At 70.9% G+C, this 18,185-nt stretch carries 18 protein-coding genes and 3 tRNA genes; 14 read left to right on the top strand and 7 right to left on the bottom strand.

What is annotated here, in order from left to right:
* The first annotated feature begins 12 nt into the window (after window positions 1-12).
* The 4 genes from B116_RS0100500 to arfB all read left to right on the top strand — a co-directional run bounded on the left by B116_RS0100500 (window position 13) and on the right by arfB (window position 3,404).
* Window positions 13-999, top strand: a complete 987-nt coding sequence (locus B116_RS0100500; protein WP_027658878.1) for a DUF58 domain-containing protein — start codon at window positions 13-15, stop codon at window positions 997-999.
* A complete protein-coding gene (locus B116_RS0100495; protein ID WP_018722189.1) occupies window positions 996-1,955 on the top strand; it encodes a VWA domain-containing protein in 960 nt (319 codons plus the stop codon). The genes B116_RS0100500 and B116_RS0100495 overlap by 4 nt, the downstream gene beginning before the upstream one ends.
* Before the next feature lie 51 nt (window positions 1,956-2,006).
* On the top strand, window positions 2,007-2,870 hold the full coding sequence (locus B116_RS0100490; protein WP_018722188.1) for a S1C family serine protease: 864 nt from the start codon (window positions 2,007-2,009) through the stop codon (window positions 2,868-2,870).
* A 108-nt stretch (window positions 2,871-2,978) separates the two neighbouring features.
* Window positions 2,979-3,404 (top strand): alternative ribosome rescue aminoacyl-tRNA hydrolase ArfB, encoded by a 426-nt coding sequence (gene arfB / locus B116_RS0100485; RefSeq protein WP_018722187.1) that lies wholly within the window; start codon window positions 2,979-2,981, stop codon window positions 3,402-3,404.
* Between the two features lie 124 nt (window positions 3,405-3,528).
* On the opposite strand, the gene B116_RS0100480 is transcribed toward arfB, so the two are convergent.
* Window positions 3,529-4,410, bottom strand: a complete 882-nt coding sequence (locus B116_RS0100480) for a hypothetical protein (protein ID WP_027658877.1) — start codon at window positions 4,408-4,410, stop codon at window positions 3,529-3,531.
* 190 nt (window positions 4,411-4,600) lie between these two features.
* Here B116_RS0100480 and B116_RS0100475 point away from each other — a divergent pair, with 190 nt between their 5' ends.
* From B116_RS0100475 to B116_RS0100465, 3 genes are all read left to right on the top strand, one after another.
* Window positions 4,601-5,206 carry a TetR/AcrR family transcriptional regulator gene (locus B116_RS0100475; RefSeq protein ID WP_027658876.1) on the top strand — a complete coding sequence of 202 codons (606 nt, stop codon included), beginning with the start codon at window positions 4,601-4,603 and terminating at the stop codon, window positions 5,204-5,206.
* Window positions 5,206-6,372 (top strand): FAD-dependent monooxygenase, encoded by a 1,167-nt coding sequence (locus tag B116_RS0100470; RefSeq protein ID WP_027658875.1) that lies wholly within the window; start codon window positions 5,206-5,208, stop codon window positions 6,370-6,372. Before B116_RS0100475 ends, B116_RS0100470 begins: the two co-directional genes overlap by 1 nt.
* 93 nt (window positions 6,373-6,465) lie before the next feature.
* Window positions 6,466-6,972, top strand: a complete 507-nt coding sequence (locus tag B116_RS0100465; RefSeq protein WP_027658874.1) for a hypothetical protein — start codon at window positions 6,466-6,468, stop codon at window positions 6,970-6,972.
* Window positions 6,973-7,207: 235 nt separating this feature from the next.
* Here the strand turns inward: B116_RS0100465 and B116_RS0100455 are convergent, their stop codons facing one another.
* Window positions 7,208-8,527: a hypothetical protein gene (locus B116_RS0100455; RefSeq protein ID WP_027658873.1), complete on the bottom strand. Its 1,320-nt coding sequence runs from the start codon at window positions 8,525-8,527 to the stop codon at window positions 7,208-7,210.
* A 164-nt stretch (window positions 8,528-8,691) separates the two neighbouring features.
* On the opposite strand from B116_RS0100455, the gene B116_RS0100450 reads away from it, so the two are divergent.
* The 4 genes from B116_RS0100450 to B116_RS0100435 all read left to right on the top strand — a co-directional run bounded on the left by B116_RS0100450 (window position 8,692) and on the right by B116_RS0100435 (window position 10,200).
* Complete coding sequence (locus B116_RS0100450) at window positions 8,692-9,495, top strand: fumarylacetoacetate hydrolase family protein (protein ID WP_082312636.1); 804 nt, start codon at window positions 8,692-8,694, stop codon at window positions 9,493-9,495.
* 102 nt (window positions 9,496-9,597) lie between these two features.
* Window positions 9,598-9,669 (top strand) — tRNA-Gln (locus B116_RS0100445).
* A 102-nt stretch (window positions 9,670-9,771) separates the two neighbouring features.
* A tRNA-Glu gene (locus tag B116_RS0100440) sits at window positions 9,772-9,844 on the top strand.
* Window positions 9,845-10,127: 283 nt separating this feature from the next.
* Window positions 10,128-10,200: transfer RNA gene (locus tag B116_RS0100435), tRNA-Glu, on the top strand.
* A 69-nt stretch (window positions 10,201-10,269) separates the two neighbouring features.
* Here the strand turns inward: B116_RS0100435 and B116_RS0100430 are convergent.
* A complete protein-coding gene (locus B116_RS0100430) occupies window positions 10,270-10,956 on the bottom strand; it encodes an IclR family transcriptional regulator (protein ID WP_018722178.1) in 687 nt (228 codons plus the stop codon).
* Between the two features lie 49 nt (window positions 10,957-11,005).
* Between B116_RS0100430 and leuC the strand changes: the two genes are divergently transcribed.
* The 3 genes from leuC (at window position 11,006) to B116_RS26050 (ending at window position 13,890) form a co-directional block, all read left to right on the top strand.
* The gene (gene leuC, locus B116_RS0100425) at window positions 11,006-12,451 is read left to right on the top strand and encodes a 3-isopropylmalate dehydratase large subunit (RefSeq protein WP_027658872.1); all 1,446 of its coding nucleotides are present in this window, start codon (window positions 11,006-11,008) and stop codon (window positions 12,449-12,451) included.
* A gap of 15 nt (window positions 12,452-12,466) precedes the next feature.
* Entirely contained in the window at window positions 12,467-13,054 is a 588-nt protein-coding gene (leuD, locus tag B116_RS0100420; protein WP_027658871.1) for a 3-isopropylmalate dehydratase small subunit, read from the top strand.
* Between the two features lie 173 nt (window positions 13,055-13,227).
* Window positions 13,228-13,890, top strand: a complete 663-nt coding sequence (locus B116_RS26050; protein ID WP_027658870.1) for an HU family DNA-binding protein — start codon at window positions 13,228-13,230, stop codon at window positions 13,888-13,890.
* A gap of 81 nt (window positions 13,891-13,971) precedes the next feature.
* On the opposite strand, the gene B116_RS0100410 is transcribed toward B116_RS26050, so the two are convergent.
* Genes B116_RS0100410 through cofC form a run of 4 tightly spaced genes read right to left on the bottom strand, consistent with a single transcriptional unit; the run spans window position 13,972 to window position 18,052 of the window.
* On the bottom strand, window positions 13,972-14,841 hold the full coding sequence (locus B116_RS0100410) for a bifunctional NUDIX hydrolase/histidine phosphatase family protein (protein WP_027658869.1): 870 nt from the start codon (window positions 14,839-14,841) through the stop codon (window positions 13,972-13,974).
* A 4-nt stretch (window positions 14,842-14,845) separates the two neighbouring features.
* Window positions 14,846-17,155, bottom strand: coding sequence for an RNA degradosome polyphosphate kinase (locus B116_RS0100405; protein WP_018722173.1), 2,310 nt, complete (start codon window positions 17,153-17,155; stop codon window positions 14,846-14,848).
* Window positions 17,156-17,208: 53 nt separating this feature from the next.
* A complete protein-coding gene (locus B116_RS0100400; protein WP_018740399.1) occupies window positions 17,209-17,406 on the bottom strand; it encodes a hypothetical protein in 198 nt (65 codons plus the stop codon).
* A gap of 10 nt (window positions 17,407-17,416) precedes the next feature.
* A complete protein-coding gene (gene cofC / locus B116_RS0100395; protein WP_027658868.1) occupies window positions 17,417-18,052 on the bottom strand; it encodes a 2-phospho-L-lactate guanylyltransferase in 636 nt (211 codons plus the stop codon).
* Window positions 18,053-18,185 lie beyond the last annotated feature (133 nt).

Genomic DNA, 18,185 nt, shown 5'->3' with positions numbered 1-18,185 from the left:
CCCGCTGGCCCGGTGTCGCCGGACCCCGGCCTGGCCGACCTGGCCGGGGACCGGCGGCTGCGCCGGCTCGAGCTGGCCGTGACCCGGCGGCTCGACGGTCTGCTGCACGGCCGATACCAGGGGCTGCTCCCCGGGCCGGGCAGCGAACCGGCCGGCAGTCGGGAGTACCGGCCCGGTGAGGACGAGGTCCGCCGGATGGACTGGGCGGTGACCGCGCGGACCACCGTGCCGCACGTGCGTCAGCTCGACGCCGACCGGGAACTCACCACCTGGCTCCTAGTTGATGCCAGCGTCAGCATGGAGTACGGCACGGCCGAGCTGGACAAGCGGGAACTCGCGGTAGCCGCCGTCGCGGCGGTGGGCTTCCTCACCGCCGGCGTGGGCAACCGGCTCGGCGCGTCGGTGCTCACCCCGACCGGGCTCCGCCGCTACGCCCCCGGCAGCGGCCGTACCCATCTGTTCGGGCTGCTCCGAATGCTGCTGGCGGCCCCCCGGCACGGCGGGTACGACCGGGACACCGCACCGCTCGCGCCCCCCGACCTGGCCACCGCGCTGGACGGCGTACGCCGGGTGGCCACCCGCCGCGGGCTCGTGGTGGTGATCTCGGACTTCCTGGACGGCCTGCCCGAATCGCCCGGGCAGCCCGCCCCCTGGGAACAGCACCTGCGGCGGCTCACCGTTGCGCACCAGGTACTAGCCGTGGAGGTGACCGACCCGCGGGAGTGGGAGCTACCCGACGTCGGCCTGGTCACCCTGGTTGACCCGGAGAGCGGCCGGCGGCGTGAGGTCTGGACCGGCGACCCCCGGCTGCGCCAGCGGTACGCCGCGGCGGCGGCCGCCCAGCGGGATCAGGTACGCCAGGCGCTACGCCGTGGCGGTGCGGCGCACCTGCCGCTGCGGACTGACCGGGACTGGGTCGCCGACATCGTGCGGCACGTGCACCAACAACGCCGGCTGGCGACCGTTGCGGTCCCGGTCGGGAGGGGAGGTGGCGGGTGATCTGGCTCTCGCCGACCCGGCTGTGGCTGCTGCTCGCCGTGCTCGGACTGGCCGCCGGCTACGTTCTGCTGCAGCGCCGCCGGAGCCAGTACGCGGTGCGGTTCACGAACCTGCGACTACTGGACCGGGTGGCACCACAGCGACCGGCCTGGCGCCGGCACGTGCCCGCCGGGCTCTTCCTGGCGATGCTGGCGTTGCTGGTGGTCGGCTTCGCGCGACCGACCGCCGAGGTGCAGGTTCCCCGGGAACGGGCGACCGTGATGGTGGCGGTGGATGTCTCCACCTCGATGCTTGCCGGGGACGTGGAGCCGGACCGGCTTACCGCCGCCAAAGAGTCGGCCCGTCGCTTCGTGGACGGTCTCCCCGACGAGTTCAACGTGGGCCTGGTCGCCTTCGCTGGCAGCGCCGCTGTCCTGGTGCCGCCGGACACCGACCGGGAGGCGCTGGACGAGGGGATCGATCGGCTCGTCGAGGGGGCGACCGGGGTACAGGGCACCGCGATCGGGGAGGCGATCAACACCTCGCTCGGAGCGGTGAAGGCGCTGGACGGGGAGGCGGCGACGGACCCGCCGCCGGCCCGGATCGTGCTGCTCTCCGACGGGGCCAATACCTCCGGCATGGACCCGATGGAGGCGGCGGCCGACGCGGTGGAGATGGAGGTCCCCGTCCACACCATCGCCTTCGGCACCGCCTCCGGCTACGTGGACCGGGGCGGTCGGCCGATCCAGGTGCCGGTGGACGGGCAGACCCTCGACGCGGTCGCCCGGGAGACCGGCGGACAGTTCCACGAGGCGGTCAGCGTCGAGGAGTTGCGCGCCGTATACGACGACATCGGCAGCTCAGTGGGGTACCGCACCAAGCGACAGGACGTCTCAGCCCGGTTCATCGGCCTCAGCCTGGTCTTCGCGCTGGGCGCGGCGGCCGGCTCAATGCGTTGGTTCTCCCGCCTGCCCTGAGCCCGCCGGGTGGCTGGGTGCGGGTGGCCGATCGACACGAGGAGCGTACGTATGGCAGTGCAGAGCGGGCTGGGCGAACCGCGTGGCCCCTGGTTCATCTCGCCCGAGCTGGGCCCGGACGGGCGGCCCTGGCCAGACGAGTCCGGATCGGCGCGGGCAGGCGGGGCGCACCGCTGGCACCACCGGCTGCTGCTCGGGTTGGCGCTGGTGGCCATCTCCAGCGTCTCGGGCGCCGCGGCCGGTGGTCTGGTGGCGAGCCAGGACGGGGCGCCCGGGGCAGCCTCCGCCTCGGCCGCGCCGGTCCCGGCGGAGCTGGTGACCGCCGCCGAGCAGACCGTTCCGGGGGTGGTCTCGGTGTTGGCCGCCGGCGCCGATGGCGCCTCCGCTACCGGCTCCGGCTTCGCGGTCGACGACCAGCAGCACATCATCACCAACGACCACATCCTGGCAAAGGGGGGGAGTGGTTCGGTGATGGTGGAGTTGCCGGACGGGCGACGGTTCGCCGCCGAGGTGGCGGGCCGGGAGCCCCGCAGTGACCTAGCGGTGTTGCGGGTGCCGTCGTCCGCGGGCCTGGCGGCGTTGCCGTTGGCCAAGCCGGGGACGACCCGGGTCGGCGAGCCGGTGCTGGCGGTGGGCTCGCCCCTTGGCCTCGCCGGCACGGTGACCGCCGGCATCGTGAGCGCCGTGGACCGGCAGGTGCGCCTCGGTGACAACCGGCACACGGCGGTGCAGACCGATGCCTCGATCAACCCGGGGAACTCCGGAGGGCCGCTGGTGAACGCCCGGGGCGAGGTGGTCGGGGTGAACACGGCGATCGCCACGATCGACGGGAACGGCTCGATCGGGATCGGCTTCGCCATCCCCATCGAGCAGGTTCAGCAGACCGCCGACACGATCATCGGTAAGGGGGGCTGAGGTCTGCGGGGCCGGCCCCGCAGCGACTCCACCTGCCCGGTGTACCCGCCTGCCCGGTGTACCCGCCTGCCCGGTGCACTCCGGGGCCCAGGCGCTAGCCTCGGGAGCGTGGACAGTGGGCTGCGGGTGCACGATCGGTGGGTAGTGCCCGAGGCCGAGCTGCGGGAACGCTTCTCCCGGTCGTCTGGGCCCGGTGGTCAGGGGGTCAACACGACCGACTCGCGGGTGGAGCTGAGCTTCGACCTGGCCGCCTCACCGGGGCTCCCAGAGGCGCTGCGCGCCCGGGCCCTCGACCGCCTCGCCGGGCGACTCGTCAACGGCGTCCTCACCGTGACCGCCAGCGAGCACCGCGCCCAACTCGCCAACCGGGAGGCCGCCCGGGAACGCATGGCCGCGCTGCTCCGCGCGGCGATCGCACCGCCGCCGAAGCGGCGTCGCCCGACCCGGCCCTCCCGCGCCGCCAAGGAACGTCGACTGGCCGAGAAGAAGCGGCGGTCCCAGCGCAAGCGGGACCGCCGCGTCGACGGCGACTGACCGGATCAGCCCGGTGCGTCAGCGGTTGGCGACGCTTCGGCGGCGCCGGTCACCGGCGGCGTGAGGTGCCGGGTGAAGAACCGGACCGCGTTGCACGGCGGCGGTGAAGCTATCACATCCGTCGCTACGTATCGATCCTGTCTATTGCGTCGAGCAGTTGGGCGCGCAGTTGGGCGGCCCGTTCGGCGAAACCGCGCTGGGCGGCCGCGTACTCGATCCGTCCCGCTGGGGTCTCGACCGCAACCGGGGGGTAGCCCAGCGCGGCGAGGTCGTACGGCGAGGCGCGCATGTCGAGGGCGCGGATCTGCCCCGCCAGCTCGAAGCACTCCGCCACCAGCTCGGACGGAACCAGCGGGGAGAGTTTGTACGCCCACTTGTAGAGATCCATGTTGGCGTGCAGGCAGCCGGGCTGCTCCAGGTCGTGCTGGCTGTCCCGGGTCGGCTGGAGGAGGTTCAGCGGCCGGGCCGGTGCGGTGAAGAAGCGGTACGCGTCGAAGTGGCTGCACCGCACGCCCCGCTCCTCGACGACCGTGGCGACCTGCGCCGGGCTCATCCGTAGCGGCCAGGCGTTGTGCCGGACCTCGTCCTGGGTCTGCCGGTAGACCATCGCCCACTCGTGCATGCCGAAGCAGCCGAACTGCGCCGGTCGGCCGGCCGTGGCCGCCAACAGGGTCCGGATCCAGGTGATCGATTCGGCCCGCCGGGCGCGTACCGCCGGGGTGTTGAGGGTGGCGCCGGCGGCGCTGGCGCGGTAGTCCGGCCCGAAGTCGGCCGGGTCCGCGTCGCGCAGCACCACCCCCGCGCCGGGGTGCCAGCGGCGGAGCCGGGCCGGCCGGTGCGAGTAGTAGGTGAAGAGGAAGTCCTGCACTGGATGCTTCTCGCCCCGGCGGCGGCGGGCCAGGTGTGGGGCCAGCCACGCGTCGATCCGCTCCTGGTGTGCCCGGCGACGGGCCTGCCAGGTGGCCGGTTCGAGCACGGTGTCGAGTGCGGGGAGGGCGGATGTCACCTGCCCAGGGTACGACCGTCCCCGCTGGGGCCGGGTGTGTCCACCCGTGGTGCGCCCCGTGCCGCACGCTGCCGTTACCGGGCCCGGATTGCGCTACGCAGCCGGTTGCTGGGCGGCGAGGGTTGCTGCCCCAGCACGCCACGGATAGTATTTGGTCGAACGTCCAAGGCGATCGCCCAAGGAGGCCAACGTGGGTGAGACCAGCATCGAACGGGGCCGGAACGCGCGAGCGCGCCTGTTGACGGCCGCCCGGGAACTGATCGGCGAGCTCGGTTGGAACGCGGTCAGTACCCGGACGCTGGCCGAGCGGGCCGGCGTCCGTTCCGGGCTGGTGCACTACCACTTCGACTCGCTGCAGGCGCTGCTGCGTCACGCCGCCCTGGCTGAGGTTCAACGGATGCTCGACGGCACCAGCGCGCTCCTCGCCAGGGCCACGAGCCCGAGCGACGGCATCGAGCGGATGTTGTTCGACCTCGACCAGTACAACGGTGCTGACCCGGCTTCGCTGCTCTTCGTCGAGACCTACCTCGCCGCCACCCGCGACCACGAACTGCGTCAGGGGATGAGTGCACTGGTCGCCGACTTTCGTAGCTCGCTGACCGAAGCGCTCACCCGCTCCGGACACCCCGAACCGCAAGCCGCCGCGAGCATCGTGATGGCGCTCTTCGACGGCTTCGTCCTGCACAAGGGCCTCGACCAGGGCCTGTCCGCGGAGGACATCGCCCCGCTACTGCGCCGTGTCACCAGCACCGAAGAGAGTCGAATCCCCAACACCGAAGAGGACGGAGAACAATGATGAAAGCCCTCATCTGCGGCGCCGGCATCGCCGGACTGGCCCTCGCCCACCGCCTGCACCACCATGGTTGGGAGGTTCAGATCGTCGACCACGCTCCCGGGCCGCGCGAACAGGGGTACATGATCGACTTCTTCGGCCCGGGGTACGCGGCGCTGACGGCGATGGGACTGCGGCCGAATCTACGGAGGTTCGCCAGTCCGGTCGATTCCTTCCGCTACATCGACTCCCGCGGCCGAACGACTGTCCGCGTCGACTACACGTTCTTCGCCCGGGCTCTCGACGGCGAATTCGCCAGCATCATGCGGCCGGCCCTCGAACGCATGCTCCGCGAATCGCTCAACGACCAGGTCGACATTCGCTATAACGTCACGATCGACCGGATCCACGGTGACCGGGCAGAGCTCTCCGATGGCACTGCAGTTGAGGCGGACGTAATCGTGGGGGCCGACGGCATCCACTCCCACGTCCGCTCGCTCGTCTTCGGCCCCGAGCGCAACTACCTCCGCTACCTCGGCATGCACACTGCGGCGTACGTCTTCGAGGACCCCGCGGTGTTCGCACAGGTTCGGGGTCAGTTCGTGCTCACCGAGACCCTCAACCGGCAACTGGGTCTCTACGGGCTCGCCGATGGGCGGGTCGCGGTGTTCGCCCTACACCGAAGGGATGACGCCGGCCTACCCGAGGACCCACGCGAGGTGCTGTGTCGTACCTACACCGGCATGGGTGACCTGGTGGAGCGAGCCGTGGTCAACTGTCCTGGGCCGGAGGCGGTCTACTACGACCAGGTCGCCCAGATCGACGCCGCGCGCTGGACCGAAGGGCGGGTCGCGCTGGTCGGTGACGCCGCGTACGCGGTGTCCCTGATCGCCGGGCAGGGCGCCTCACTGGGGATCGCCGGCGCCTACCTGCTGGCCGAACGGCTGCAGGCCGCCGGATCGGTCCAGGAGGGACTGGCCGATTACGAGCGTCGCTGGAGGCCGATCATCCGCACCACGCAGCAGGCGGCCCGAGATCGGGTCACCGAGTGGTTCCTGCCGACGTCGTCGGCCAAGCTTCTGGCTCGGCGCTGGGGGTTCCGGGCGATGCGCGTGCCGGGCCTCGATCGACTTCTGGTCGGCACGCTGTTCCCGAAGAGCCACCGGAACATTGCCGAACTCGCGAGGTAGGAACTGCGGGTTCCCTGAAGCGAGGCGGATATCGGTCCTGCGGGTGTCAACCTTCTATGCTCGGTCGGTGGCGAGGATTGAGGGGGGCGCGAAATGGTAGCGCCAGCAGACTACGTGGAATTAGTTCGGCGACGGCTGGTGGCCGACGGGTGTGCGGTGACCGATGAGCGCCTTGGTGCTGACTCCGTGGTGATTGGGTACCGGGCTCAGTTTCGGGCACTGACCAGGATTCACTTTTTCACGGTCGTCACGACAATGGATCAGGTTGTCGAGGGAGATCTGCGGTCCTTTGTCAACAACGTGGTAGGGCTGGGGCTGGAACGAAAGGGCCGATGGCTCGGCGTGCAGACGGGCATCATCGTGCTGCCGGTACTCGTGACCGAGGCGGCGGATCCCGCCGCGACGGCGCTGACCCAGAAGGCGTACCGGCTGAAACGGTCCGGCTTCGCGGTCCTGACCCAGCCCACCATCGTGGACGTCAAGGCGGGCAGGGTCTGGACCTTCCGGGGTACCCGGGTCTGGGGTTTCGTCTACAACTCGTTGATCAAAAAGAAGTACGAGGCGTACCTGCCGGAGCCGTCGGCGGCGGCGGCCGACTGACTCGCGACCCCTTGCGGGCCGATGAAGCCACCCGTGTCGTAGATCGAAATTGATCATCGGAGGCGTCTACGGTGGTTCCATGGCACAGCTCCGCACGCCGACGACAGGAGTCGGTCAGGGTCGGGACGAGGCGAAGACGTGCCGATCGCGGTCTGGAGGGTCGGACGCGCCCTCCCTCCGGACCGATCTCGGGGACCGGCATGACCAGTTCCTCGCTCTGCTGCGTGCCCGCGGGTCAGGGCACGTCCACCCGAACTCCGGCGGAGAACACCCCACTGCGTAGCTCGAGTTGGGTCGGTGGCTGCTGGCCGGGCACGGTGAAGACCAGCGGGAGGACCATTCGGCTCCCGCCGGCCAGTGGCTTGGCGAACACGTCCCGGCCCTGGTTCGCCCGGCGGGTCGCCGGCTCGTCGGTGCTGACGAAGTTGCCATCGGCGAGGTACGCCCGCTGCAGTGGACCGTGCCAGCTCTGCTGTTCCGGAGTGCCGTTGTGGACCCCGACGGTCGCGGCGCAGGTCTGTGCCGCCGAGGTCGGTCGGCAGTTGATCCGGTAGACGGTGAACTCGAACGCCGCCTCGCGGAGTGGTTCCCCGATCGCCCCGGCGGCTCCGGTGCCGACCCAGGCGCCGCTGGTGGGATGGGAGTCGGTGTCGACGGCAGCGGCCTGCCGGGTGGCCGTCCAGGTCGCTGCGCCCACGGTGCCAGCCAGCACCACCGCGGCGACCGGGACGAGTAGCCAGGTCGAGGGCCGGCGGCGGCGCGCTGGCGTGGTCGGTGCCGCCGGTCGCGGATAGACGGTCCCTCGGCCCCCCTGGTGGGGCGGCGGGAGCTGTGTTGGGCGCCGCCGCCGTTGCCAGGTCCACCAGCCGCCGACGGCGAGCGCGGCGAGCCCACCGAGGCCGGTGAGGAGGGCAGCTGGCCGCTGCCACAGCGGTGGTTCCGGCTCGGCTGCCGCTGGTGTCGACGCGGACTGCCAGGTCGCGGTCGCGCAGTCGTACGGGCGTTCGCCGCCGGCGGCGAACGCGCAGGCGGGCGCGGTCAGGGGCGCATCGGGTGGCGCGGAGAGCTCGGTGCGGAGCGTGGTGGTACTCCGGGCGGGCAGCCGCAGGTCCCAGGTGACCTCCGTTCCGGCTGCGCCGCCGTTGGGACTGGGTCGGCCACCGTCGGTGATCGAGGTCGCCGAGGTGCCCGGTGGCAGCTCCTGCCGGACGGTGGTGGCGATCGGCCGGTTCCCGTCGTTGCGGACCTGGATCCGGTACCTCGGCGCGGCGGTGTTCTCCGGCGCGACCTGTACGGTGACCGGCGGCTTCGGTGGTGGGACCGCCGCCCGGGTCGGGCTCGGCAGCGCCGGCGGTGCGGATGGTCGGCCCGGCTCCGCGGAAGCCTCAGCGGACGGCTGGCCGGCCGGCGCCGTGGCTGCCACGGGCGGAGCGGGCTGCCGGGCGGCCGGCGGCGCTGCGGCGGCCGGGCCGGGTAGCGCCGGCACGGCGGCGAGCATGCCGAGGCAGTGGACGAGCACTGCGAGGGCCCTGTGGTGTCGTGTCGATGCAGGCATACGAACGAACCTCCGGAGCCGACGTTAGGGCGGTGTCACGCCAGGCGGTAGGAAGTGGCGAAGCCGGCCCCCTCCGGGCGGTGGTGGCGTAGGCTGCGCGGCGCGCCACGCGGCATCCGACCTGCGACTGCGCCCGCGCACTGGGCCGGGGATAGATTGGCTCGGTGCGTATTGCTCGTTTTGCTCATACCAAGGGAATGTCGTTCGGAGTCGTCGAAGGGGAGCCGGAGGCGGGTCCGCAGGGGCTGACCGTCGCTGAGGTCGAGGGGCATCCGTTCGGACGGATCACCTTCTCCGGCGCTCGGTGGGCCCTCTCCGATGTCCGCCTGCTCTCGCCGATCCTGCCGAGCAAGGTTGTCTGTGTCGGCCGCAACTACGCCGAGCATGCGGCGGAGCACGGTGCCGAGGTGCCGCAGGAGCCGTTGCTCTTTCTCAAGCCGTCCACCTCGGTGATCGGGCCGCGGGACGCGATCCGGCTGCCGGCGCTGTCGAAGCAGGTCGAGCATGAGGCCGAGTTGGCCGTGGTGATCGGGGCGCCCGGTGCCCGGCGGGCTGACCGGGCCGCCGCTGCGCGCGCGGTCTTCGGCTACACCTGCGCCAACGATGTCACGGCGCGGGATCTGCAACGGACGGACGGGCAGTGGACCCGGGCCAAGGGCTTCGACTCGTTCTGCCCGATCGGTCCCTGGATCACCACCGGCCTCGACGTCGCCGACCTGGAGATTCGGTGTGAGGTGGGTCGCGATCCGGAGGAGATGGAGGTCCGTCAGCTGGGCCGGACCCGGGACATGGTCTTCGACGTGCCGGCCCTGGTGTCGTACGTCTCACATGTGATGACGTTGCTTCCCGGTGATGTGATCCTGACCGGCACACCGGCCGGGGTTAGTCCGCTCGTGGATGGGGATACGGTCACCGTGCGGATCGAGGGGGTCGGTGAGCTGACTAATCCGGTACTGCCGGCCAGCTGATCCAGTACGAGGTTTCCGCAGCTCAAGGGCGTTCTGCCGGGGGCGATTTGGCCCTGCGGCGGGAGGAGGGTAATGTTTGTGCCCGGCGCTGCGAGGCGCCGATGGGGTATGGGGTAATTGGCAGCCCGACTGATTCTGGTTCAGTTAGTCTAGGTTCGAGTCCTGGTACCCCAGCGCTGTCTCGACTCGGTTGAGTCGTGGCCGCTGGATTTCAGCGGAGGTTCCGCCTCCGCTGAAAGGCTTCACCACTCACTGGGTGAGGAAGCAGCAGGTTCTGGCCCCGTCGTCTAGCGGCCCAGGACGCCGCCCTCTCAAGGCGGTAGCGCCGGTTCGAATCCGGTCGGGGCTACAGAAGCGGTGTGAGCCCGTCCCGTTATCGGGGCGGGCTTTTCCGTCTTTCTGCCCCGTGTTGCACTGTTCGCCCCTCGACCGCGCTTAGCTCCGGACGTGTTCACTCTGGGTCGTGTGTTCTTCCCGGACCGGGTTAGCCCTGCACCCTGTGCCGGTTCATCCCGGGTTGGGTCTGTGCCCGGCGTGATTCGCCGTCCCGCTCCCCCCGCCGTGGGTCGACCGGCCGGTGCCGGTAGACTATCTCCGCACCGCTCAGTTGGGCGGTCGTTTGGGAAATTCCTGGCCCCGTCGTCTAGCGGCCCAGGACGCCGCCCTCTCAAGGCGGTAGCGCCGGTTCGAATCCGGTCGGGGCTACTCATCTGCAACAGGCCCGTCTCGCCACCGCGAGACGGGCCTGTTGGTTTCGGTCACCAGGGCGGCGGGCTACAGGCCGGAGAGCCGCTGGCCGGCTCGGACGACCGCCATCGCGTGGCGTTCGCCGGGACGGCGGCCAAGCCGCTCGATCGGGCCGCTGACGCTGATGGCGGCGATGACTCGTCCGGTGCGATCCCGGATCGGTGCGGAGACGCTCGCCACCCCCGCTTCCCGTTCCGCCACGCTCTGCGCCCAGCCCCGGCGCCGGACCTCGGCCAGTGCTCGGCCGGTGAACTTCGAGCGGGGCAGGAGCGGCATGACCGCTTCCGGTGGCTCCCAGGCCAGCAGGATCTGCGCCGCGGAGCCGGCGGTCATGGGTAGCACCGAGCCGACCGGCACGGTGTCCCGTAGGCCGCTGGCCCGCTCGGCGGCGGCTACGCAGACCCGCTCGTCGGCCCGGCGCAGGTAGAGCTGAGCGCTCTCCCCGGTGGCGTCCCGGAGCGCGCAGAGCAGGGGCTCGGCCGCGGTCAGCAGCACGTCGGGCGCGGCGTTGGCCAGCTCCCCCAGCCGGGGACCGGGGCGCCACCGTCCCTGGGTGTCGCGTACCAGCATTCGGTGGATCTCCAATGCCTGTGCCAACCGGTGCGCTGTCGCCCGGGGCAGCTTCGTGCGTTCAACGAGTTCGGCCAGGCTGGCGCCGTCCACGCAGGCAGCCAGGATGACCACCGCCTTGTCGAGAACGCCGACACCGCTCATACTGTGTCCCACAAACCGAAACCTACCTCCCAGAATTTAGGATGTCCAGATGGTGGGAGTCACTCCTGAACCGAGGACCCTGGCCGAGAAGGTCTGGGCCTCGCACGTCGTCCGATCCGCCGAGGGCGAGCCCGATCTGCTCTTCATCGACCTGCACCTGCTCCACGAGGTGACCAGTCCGCAAGCCTTCGACGGGCTGCGCCTTGCCGGCCGGCGGGTCCGCCGCGCCGATCTAACGATCGCGACCGAGGATCACAACACCCCCACCGGGTACGCAGACCCGTCGTACCAGTCCCGCCGCGGTGACCTGCTGACCATCACCGATCCCACTTCTCGGACGCAGATCGAGACGCTGCGCCGCAACTGCGCCGAGTTCGGTGTGCGGCTACATCGGTTGGGCGACCGGAATCAGGGAATCGTCCACGTCATCGGCCCGCAGTTGGGCCTGACCCAACCCGGGATGACGATCGTCTGCGGCGACTCGCACACCGCCACCCACGGTGCCTTCGGCGCGCTGGCCTTCGGAATCGGCACCAGTGAGGTCGAGCACGTGCTCGCCACCCAGACGCTGCCGCAGGCCCGACCGAAGACGATGGCGGTGAACGTCGTCGGTGACCTCGCGCCGGGTGTTACCGCCAAGGACCTGGTGCTCGCGCTGATCGCCCAGGTCGGTACGGGTGGTGGCCGTGGGCATGTCGTGGAGTATCGGGGCGAGGCGATCCGGAAGCTGTCCATGGAGGGGCGGATGACCGTCGCCAACATGTCCATCGAGTGGGGTGCCAAGGCCGGGCTGATCGCCCCGGACGAGACGACGTTCGACTACCTCCGGGGGCGGCCGAACGCACCTTCCGGTGCCGACTGGGAGGCGGCGGTCGCGCACTGGCGGACGCTACCCACCGACGCGGGCGCGACGTTCGACTCCGAGGTGACCCTGGACGCGAGCCAGGTCACGCCCTTCGTGACCTGGGGCACCAACCCCGGGCAGGGTGCGCCGCTTGACGCGCGGGTGCCAAACCCGGAGGAGTTCGCCACCGAGCCGGAGCGGGCTGCCGCCCGTAAGGCGCTGGAGTACATGGACCTCGCGGCGGGCACTCCGCTGCGAGACCTCACCGTTGACGTGGTCTTCGTCGGCTCCTGCACCAATGGCCGGATTGAGGACCTGCGGGTGGCTGCCGACGTGCTGCGCGGGCGCCGGGTGGCTCCGGGCGTACGGATGCTCGTTGTGCCGGGCTCTGCCGCGGTGCGGGAGAGCGCCGAGGCGGAAGGGCTGGACAAGGTCTTCGCCGAAGCCGGCGCCGAGTGGCGATTCGCGGGCTGCTCGATGTGTCTGGGGATGAACCCGGACACGCTCCGGCCGGGCCAGCGCGCCGCCTCAACCTCGAACCGTAACTTCGAGGGCCGCCAGGGCCGGGGTGGACGTACCCACCTGGTCTCCCCGCCGGTCGCCGCGGCCACCGCGGTGGCGGGCCGGCTGGCGGCCCCCGCCGATCTGTAGCAAGGGACACCGCTGATGGAGAAGTTCACCATCCACACCGGCACTGCCGTGCCACTGCGTCACTCTAATGTGGATACAGATCAGATTATCCCGGCCGTGTATCTGAAGCGAGTAACGCGAACGGGTTTCGCGGACGCTCTTTTCAGCGCCTGGCGGGAAGATCAGGCCTTCGTTCTCAATAATGAATCATATTCTGGTGCCTCGATTCTTGTTGCTGGCCCTGAGTTTGGCACCGGCTCGTCCCGAGAGCACGCCGTCTGGGCCCTGCGGGACTGGGGGTTCCGGGCGGTGCTGGCCCCGCGCTTCGGTGACATCTTCCGGGGCAACGCGCTCAAGGGAGGGCTGCTGCCGGTTGAGTTGGATTTGGACGTAGTCGAAGAGATCTGGGATCGTGTCGAGGCCGACCCGAGCACGTCGATCACCGTCGACCTCGCCGCCCGCCAGGTTCGGGTCGCGGATGTGACCTGGGCGTTCCCGCTGGACGAGTTCAGTCGCTGGCGGCTGATGGAGGGCTTGGACGACATTGGACTCACGCTTCGGCACGAGCCCCTGATCGGTGCCTTCGAGGCGTCTCGGCGACCGTTCCTGCCGACCATCACATAGCCGCCTGCCCCACCACGCGAGGGAAAGTCGCCCCCACCGGCGTCGCCGGTGGGGGCGAATCTGTTGCGACACAAGGGCCTTTTTCTGTCGAATGTTTGTGTAGCGCCAGCACAGGGCATAACGTGCGCGCAGAATGGCTCGCGTCGAGTCAGTTGCACAATCGGGAGGAAGTCGTGAACAAGGCCGAGCTAATCGAGACGCTCGCCGTTCGCCTGGGGGACCGGAAGACGGCGACGGCCGCGCTTGACGCGGTCCTCACTGAGGTTCAGGCGGCGGTTACCAAGGGTGAGAAGGTGTCGATCACCGGCTTCGGAGCGTTCGAGAAGCGTGTCCGGGGAGCCCGAACAGCGCGCAATCCACGGACCGGCGAGGCGGTGAAGGTCAAGAAGACCTCCGTCCCGACGTTCCGCCCGGGTACCGGGTTCAAGGAGATGGTGGCCAGCGGCAAGGTACCGAAGGCCACCGCCGCGAAGAAGACCACCGCCGCCAAGGCGGCCGGGGCCAGGACCACAGGTGCCGCGGCCAAGAAGACCACCGCGGCGAAGGCGACGAAGACCACCGCCGCTAAGAAGACGACCGCCGCGAAGGCCACCGCCGCGAAGAAGACCACCGCGGCCAAGGCCACCGCGGCCAAGAAGACGACCGCGGCGAAGAAGGCCACCGCGGCCAAGGCCGCGCCGGCGAAGCGCGCCACCGCGACGAAGGCCGCCGCGGCACGGAAGTCCGCGACGAAGAAGGCGGCGCCGGCCACGAAGTCCACGGCGGCCCGGAAGAGCACGGCGGCCACGAAGTCCACCGCGCGGAAGGCGCCCGCGAAGCGGGCGACCACGCGCTGAGCCAACACCGTCGGGGCGTCCACGCGCTGAGGCGGCACCGTTGGGGGGCGCCCACCAGCACGGTGGGCGCCCCCCAACGCGCTACAAGGGCTCGGGGACGAGGAGAGTCGCGCCGGAGAAGGCGAGCAGCCAACCGCCCCCGTGCTGGGTGGTGAAGTCCGCGCAGCGGCCGGAGAGGCGCCCCAGTGCCCCCGAAATTATCGGCCCCTGGCAACACACCACGGCCGGCGTTCCGGCCGTGCCGAAGGCAGCCAGGCGGGCGGCAGCGGCCAACGCGCACTCGTCCTGGCTCTGACCCGCCCGCGGCTCGTCCAGATCTCCGGCTACCGCAATGGGCAGGTCGAGCAAGTCCGCCACCGGGCTGAGGGTCTGGACGCAGTGCCGGGTCGAAGCGGCGAGCAGGCGTACCGGCGCAACCACGGCCACCAGCGGCGCCAGCCGTCGGGCCTGGGCCCAGCCGGCAACGGAGAGCGGTCGCCCGCTCGGGGACCCGGCCCAGCTGCTCGGCCCACCCGCGTGCCCGTGCCGCACCAGCATGACCGTCGCGGTCACCGGTGGCAGGGCCGCGAATGCGCTGACCACGGCCGCGTCGTGCGGGTAGCTGACCAACCGCACCGCTTGGTCCACCGCGAGCCAGCGCACCTCGTCAACCTCGGCGTCGGGTTGAAAACCACCGGTCGCGACCGCCCGCATCGACCAGTAGTCGACCACCTTCGGCCGGTCCTGGCTGCGGTAGCGCACGCTCGGCAGCCGGGCCTGCGGAACCGCCCGGACGCCGGTCTCCTCGGCGACCTCCCGGAGGGCGGCGCGGAGCGGGTGCTCGCCCGGCTCGAGCTTTCCCTTCGGCAGCGACCAGTCGCCGTAGCGGGGGCGGTGCACCAGGCAGACCTCGATACCGCCCCGGCCCGACCGCCAGAGGACCCCGCCGGCCGCCCGGATCCCGCTCGCCATCCGGTCAGCGTACGGCCGTGTCGCCAACTCGGCGTAGCAGCAACTCCTGCAGGTGCCCGCGGGGGTCCTCCCCGGTGCCAGAGCGCCGGTGCCAGCTGCCCTCCGCGTCCAGCTCGAACGCCTCCACGTCCGGGCTGAACGCGGCGGTCAGCACGTGGTCCAGCTCGGCCCGGGCTACCGGGTCGGTGACCCGTACCAGCGCCTCGACCCGCCGGTCCAGGTTGCGGTGCATCAGATCGGCCGAGCCCATCCAGAACTCGGCGTCGCCGTCATTGCCGAACCGGAAGATCCGCGAATGCTCCAGGAACCGGCCGAGGACCGACCGGACCCGGATGTTCTCTGACAGGCCCGGAACCCCGGGACGGAGCGTGCACATACCCCGAATCAGCAGGTCCACGTGGACGCCGGCCTGGGAGGCCCGGTAGAGCGCGTCGGTGATCGCCTCGTCGACCAGCGAGTTCACCTTGAACTGGACCAGTCCTGACAAGCCGAGCCGGACGTTCGAGATCTCCCGCTCGATCCGCTCGATCAGGCCGCTGCGGATTCCCTGCGGCGCCACGAGCAGCTGCCGGTACGCCGTCTGCCGGCTGTAGCCGGTCAGCACGTTGAACAGGTCGGTCAGGTCGGCGCCGATCTCCGGGTCGGCGGTGAGTAGACCGAAGTCCTCGTAGAGCCGGGCGGTTTTGGGATGGTAGTTACCGGTGCCGATATGGCAGTAGCGGCGGATCTGGTTGCCTTCCTGCCGGACCACCAACGCCGTCTTGCAATGCGTCTTGAGACCCACCAGGCCGTAGACGACGTGGCACCCGGCGCGTTCGAGCGTCCGCGCCCAACCGATGTTGGCGATCTCGTCGAACCGGGCCTTCAACTCGACCAGCACCACTACCTGTTTGCCGGCCTCCGCCGCGTCTACCAGGGCGTCCACGATGGGGGAGTCGCCGCTGGTGCGGTAGAGGGTCTGCTTGATGGCCAGTACGTTCGGATCCGCGGCGGCCTGTTCGATGAAGCGCTGCACGCTGGTGGCGAAGGAGCGGTACGGGTGGTGCACCAGCACGTCACCATCGCGCAGGGTGGCGAAGACGCTGCGCGGCACCTCGCCCTCGGCGAGCCGCGGGTGGGTGGCTGGCACGAACGGCGGATCCTTCAGGTCTGGCCGATCCGCCTCGCCGTAGAGCTGCCACAGCGCCGACAGGTCGAGCAGGCCGTTGACCCGCTGGACGTCCTGGGTGTCCATGTCCAGCTCGCGGACGAGGAGTTCCAGCATGTGTTCGGAGATCGAGGCGGCCACCTCCAGGCGTACCGATGGGCCGAATCGACGCCGGGCGAGTTCCCGCTCGAGGGCCTGCAGCAAGTCCTCGTCCCGGTCCTCGTCAACCTCCACTTCGGCGTTGCGGGTCACCCGGAACAGGTGGCACTCCACCACCTGCATCCCGGAGAAGAGCTGGCCCAGGTGCACCGAGATCAGATCCTCCACCGGCAGCACCTGGACGCCGGGCTGGTCGCGGTGGACGCGGACGAACCGCGGTACGTTGTTCGGCACCTTGACCCGCGCGAACAGCTCCGATCCGCCGTCCGGGGCGCAGACGGAGACCGCCAGGTTGAGGGAGCGCCCGGAGATGTACGGGAACGGGTGTGCCGGGTCAACCGCGAGGGGGGTGAGCACCGGGAAGATGTGCTCACCGAAGTAGGTGCGCAACCGGGTGTGCTCGGCGTCGGACAGGTCACCCCAGCGGAGGATGCGTATGCCCGTGGCGGCCAGCTTCGGCAGGAGGTCGTCAACGAAGCAGGCGGCCTGCCGGGAAACCAGGGTGGCGGTCTTCTCCGCGATCAGCTCGAGCTGGGTGCGGAGCGGCATCCGGTCGCCGCCGCGAACCGGCAGCCCCGCGGAGAGCCGTCGCTGCAGCCCGGCGACCCGCACCATGTAGAACTCGTCGAGGTTGCTGGCGAAGATGGCGAGAAATTTCGCCCGTTCCAGCAGCGGCGTGCGCGGGTCCTCGGCGAGCGCGAGGACCCGCGCGTTGAAGTCCAGCCAGGAGAGCTCCCGGTTGAGGAATCGGTCATCCGGCAGCGGTTGCGCGGCGGGCGGTTCGGCGGGCGGCGCCGGCTGGTCCGGCACCGGATCGAGTACCTCCTCCAGACCGGCTGCGCCATCGGCCGGGTCGGCGCTGGTCGGCTCGGCCGGGGAGTCGGCGGTGTCGGTGCCCCGGGCGGACAGGAAGCGGCCGTCGGCCCCGCGGGGGCGGGAGCCGTTGTGGGATGGAACCGCCGGTCGGCCGGCGACGGAGTCAGCAGGGTGCTCGCCAGGGGTGCTCACCCGCCCATCTTGACCTGAGCTCGGTGAACGCCAAATGAACTTGGCCGGGTTGATCAGCTCATCGTCGGCAACGTCACGCGAATCACCGTTCCCGCCCCGTCGGTCTCCACCCGCAGCCGTTGGCCGAGGCGGAGCAGCCGCAAGCCGGAGGCGTCGAAGGCCGGAGCCGGAAACGCCAGTTCGGTGCCGTCGTCGAGGAGGAGCACGCCGCTGCGGGTCGTCGCGTCGTAGGTGGCCACCGTGCCCTGCATGACCGGCACGCTACACCGGTCGACCGACGGTTGGGGCAGCCGCGCCACACAGTGACGCGGTGCGCGCCCCCAGCCCGAGCCGGGTGGCGGTAGCCAGATCGGCGGCGGTGTCGACATCCCGACGCAGGCTCGGCCAGTCACCGAGCAGCGGGAGCGCACCACTGGCTGCATGGGCGGCCGCCGAGCTGCCACCGAAGCGTGGGTCCAAGGGCACGCCGGGCGGCGCTGTCAGCAGCACGGTGCCAGTGCCGGGGGCATCCGGCACGAACCGGCGGGTCGTGGGGCCGGACTGCGCCGCCACCAGGGCGGCCGCCAGCTCGACCGGGCGTAGCGCGGGCAGGTCCGCGGTGAGGCCCGCGACCCAGCCGGCCCCGGCGGCCGCCGCGCCGTACCGGAAGGCGGGGTTGAGCCCGGCGGCGGGGTGGTCCGGCACCACCCGCGCACCGATCGCCGCCGTTACGGCCGGGTCGTCCGTCACCACCAGCACCTCGACAATCACCGGACAGGCCCGTACCGCCTCGACCGTGTCGACCGCCAGCGCCAGCGCCAACGCCTCGTGGGGCTGGCCGGGCAACGCGCCGCGGAGCCGGCTCTTCGCCGCGTCCAGCCGCTTCACCGGCACCACTACGGTCCACACCTGGGTCACCCCGCCATCCTGCCAGCCCGGTGCCGGTACCCTCACTGGCCGGACCCGGTGGGAGCAGGCATGATTTCACCTCGCGGGCGTTGAACCGGGTGGGGCGTACCGGCGGGCCGGACGGTGGCGGTAGAAGGAGGCG

Source organism: Salinispora fenicalii, assembly GCF_000514815.1.
Classification (GTDB): Bacteria; Actinomycetota; Actinomycetes; order Mycobacteriales; family Micromonosporaceae; genus Micromonospora; species Micromonospora fenicalii.
The sequence above is the reverse complement of the archived record's forward strand: the minus strand, read 5'-3'. Positions and strand labels throughout refer to the sequence as shown.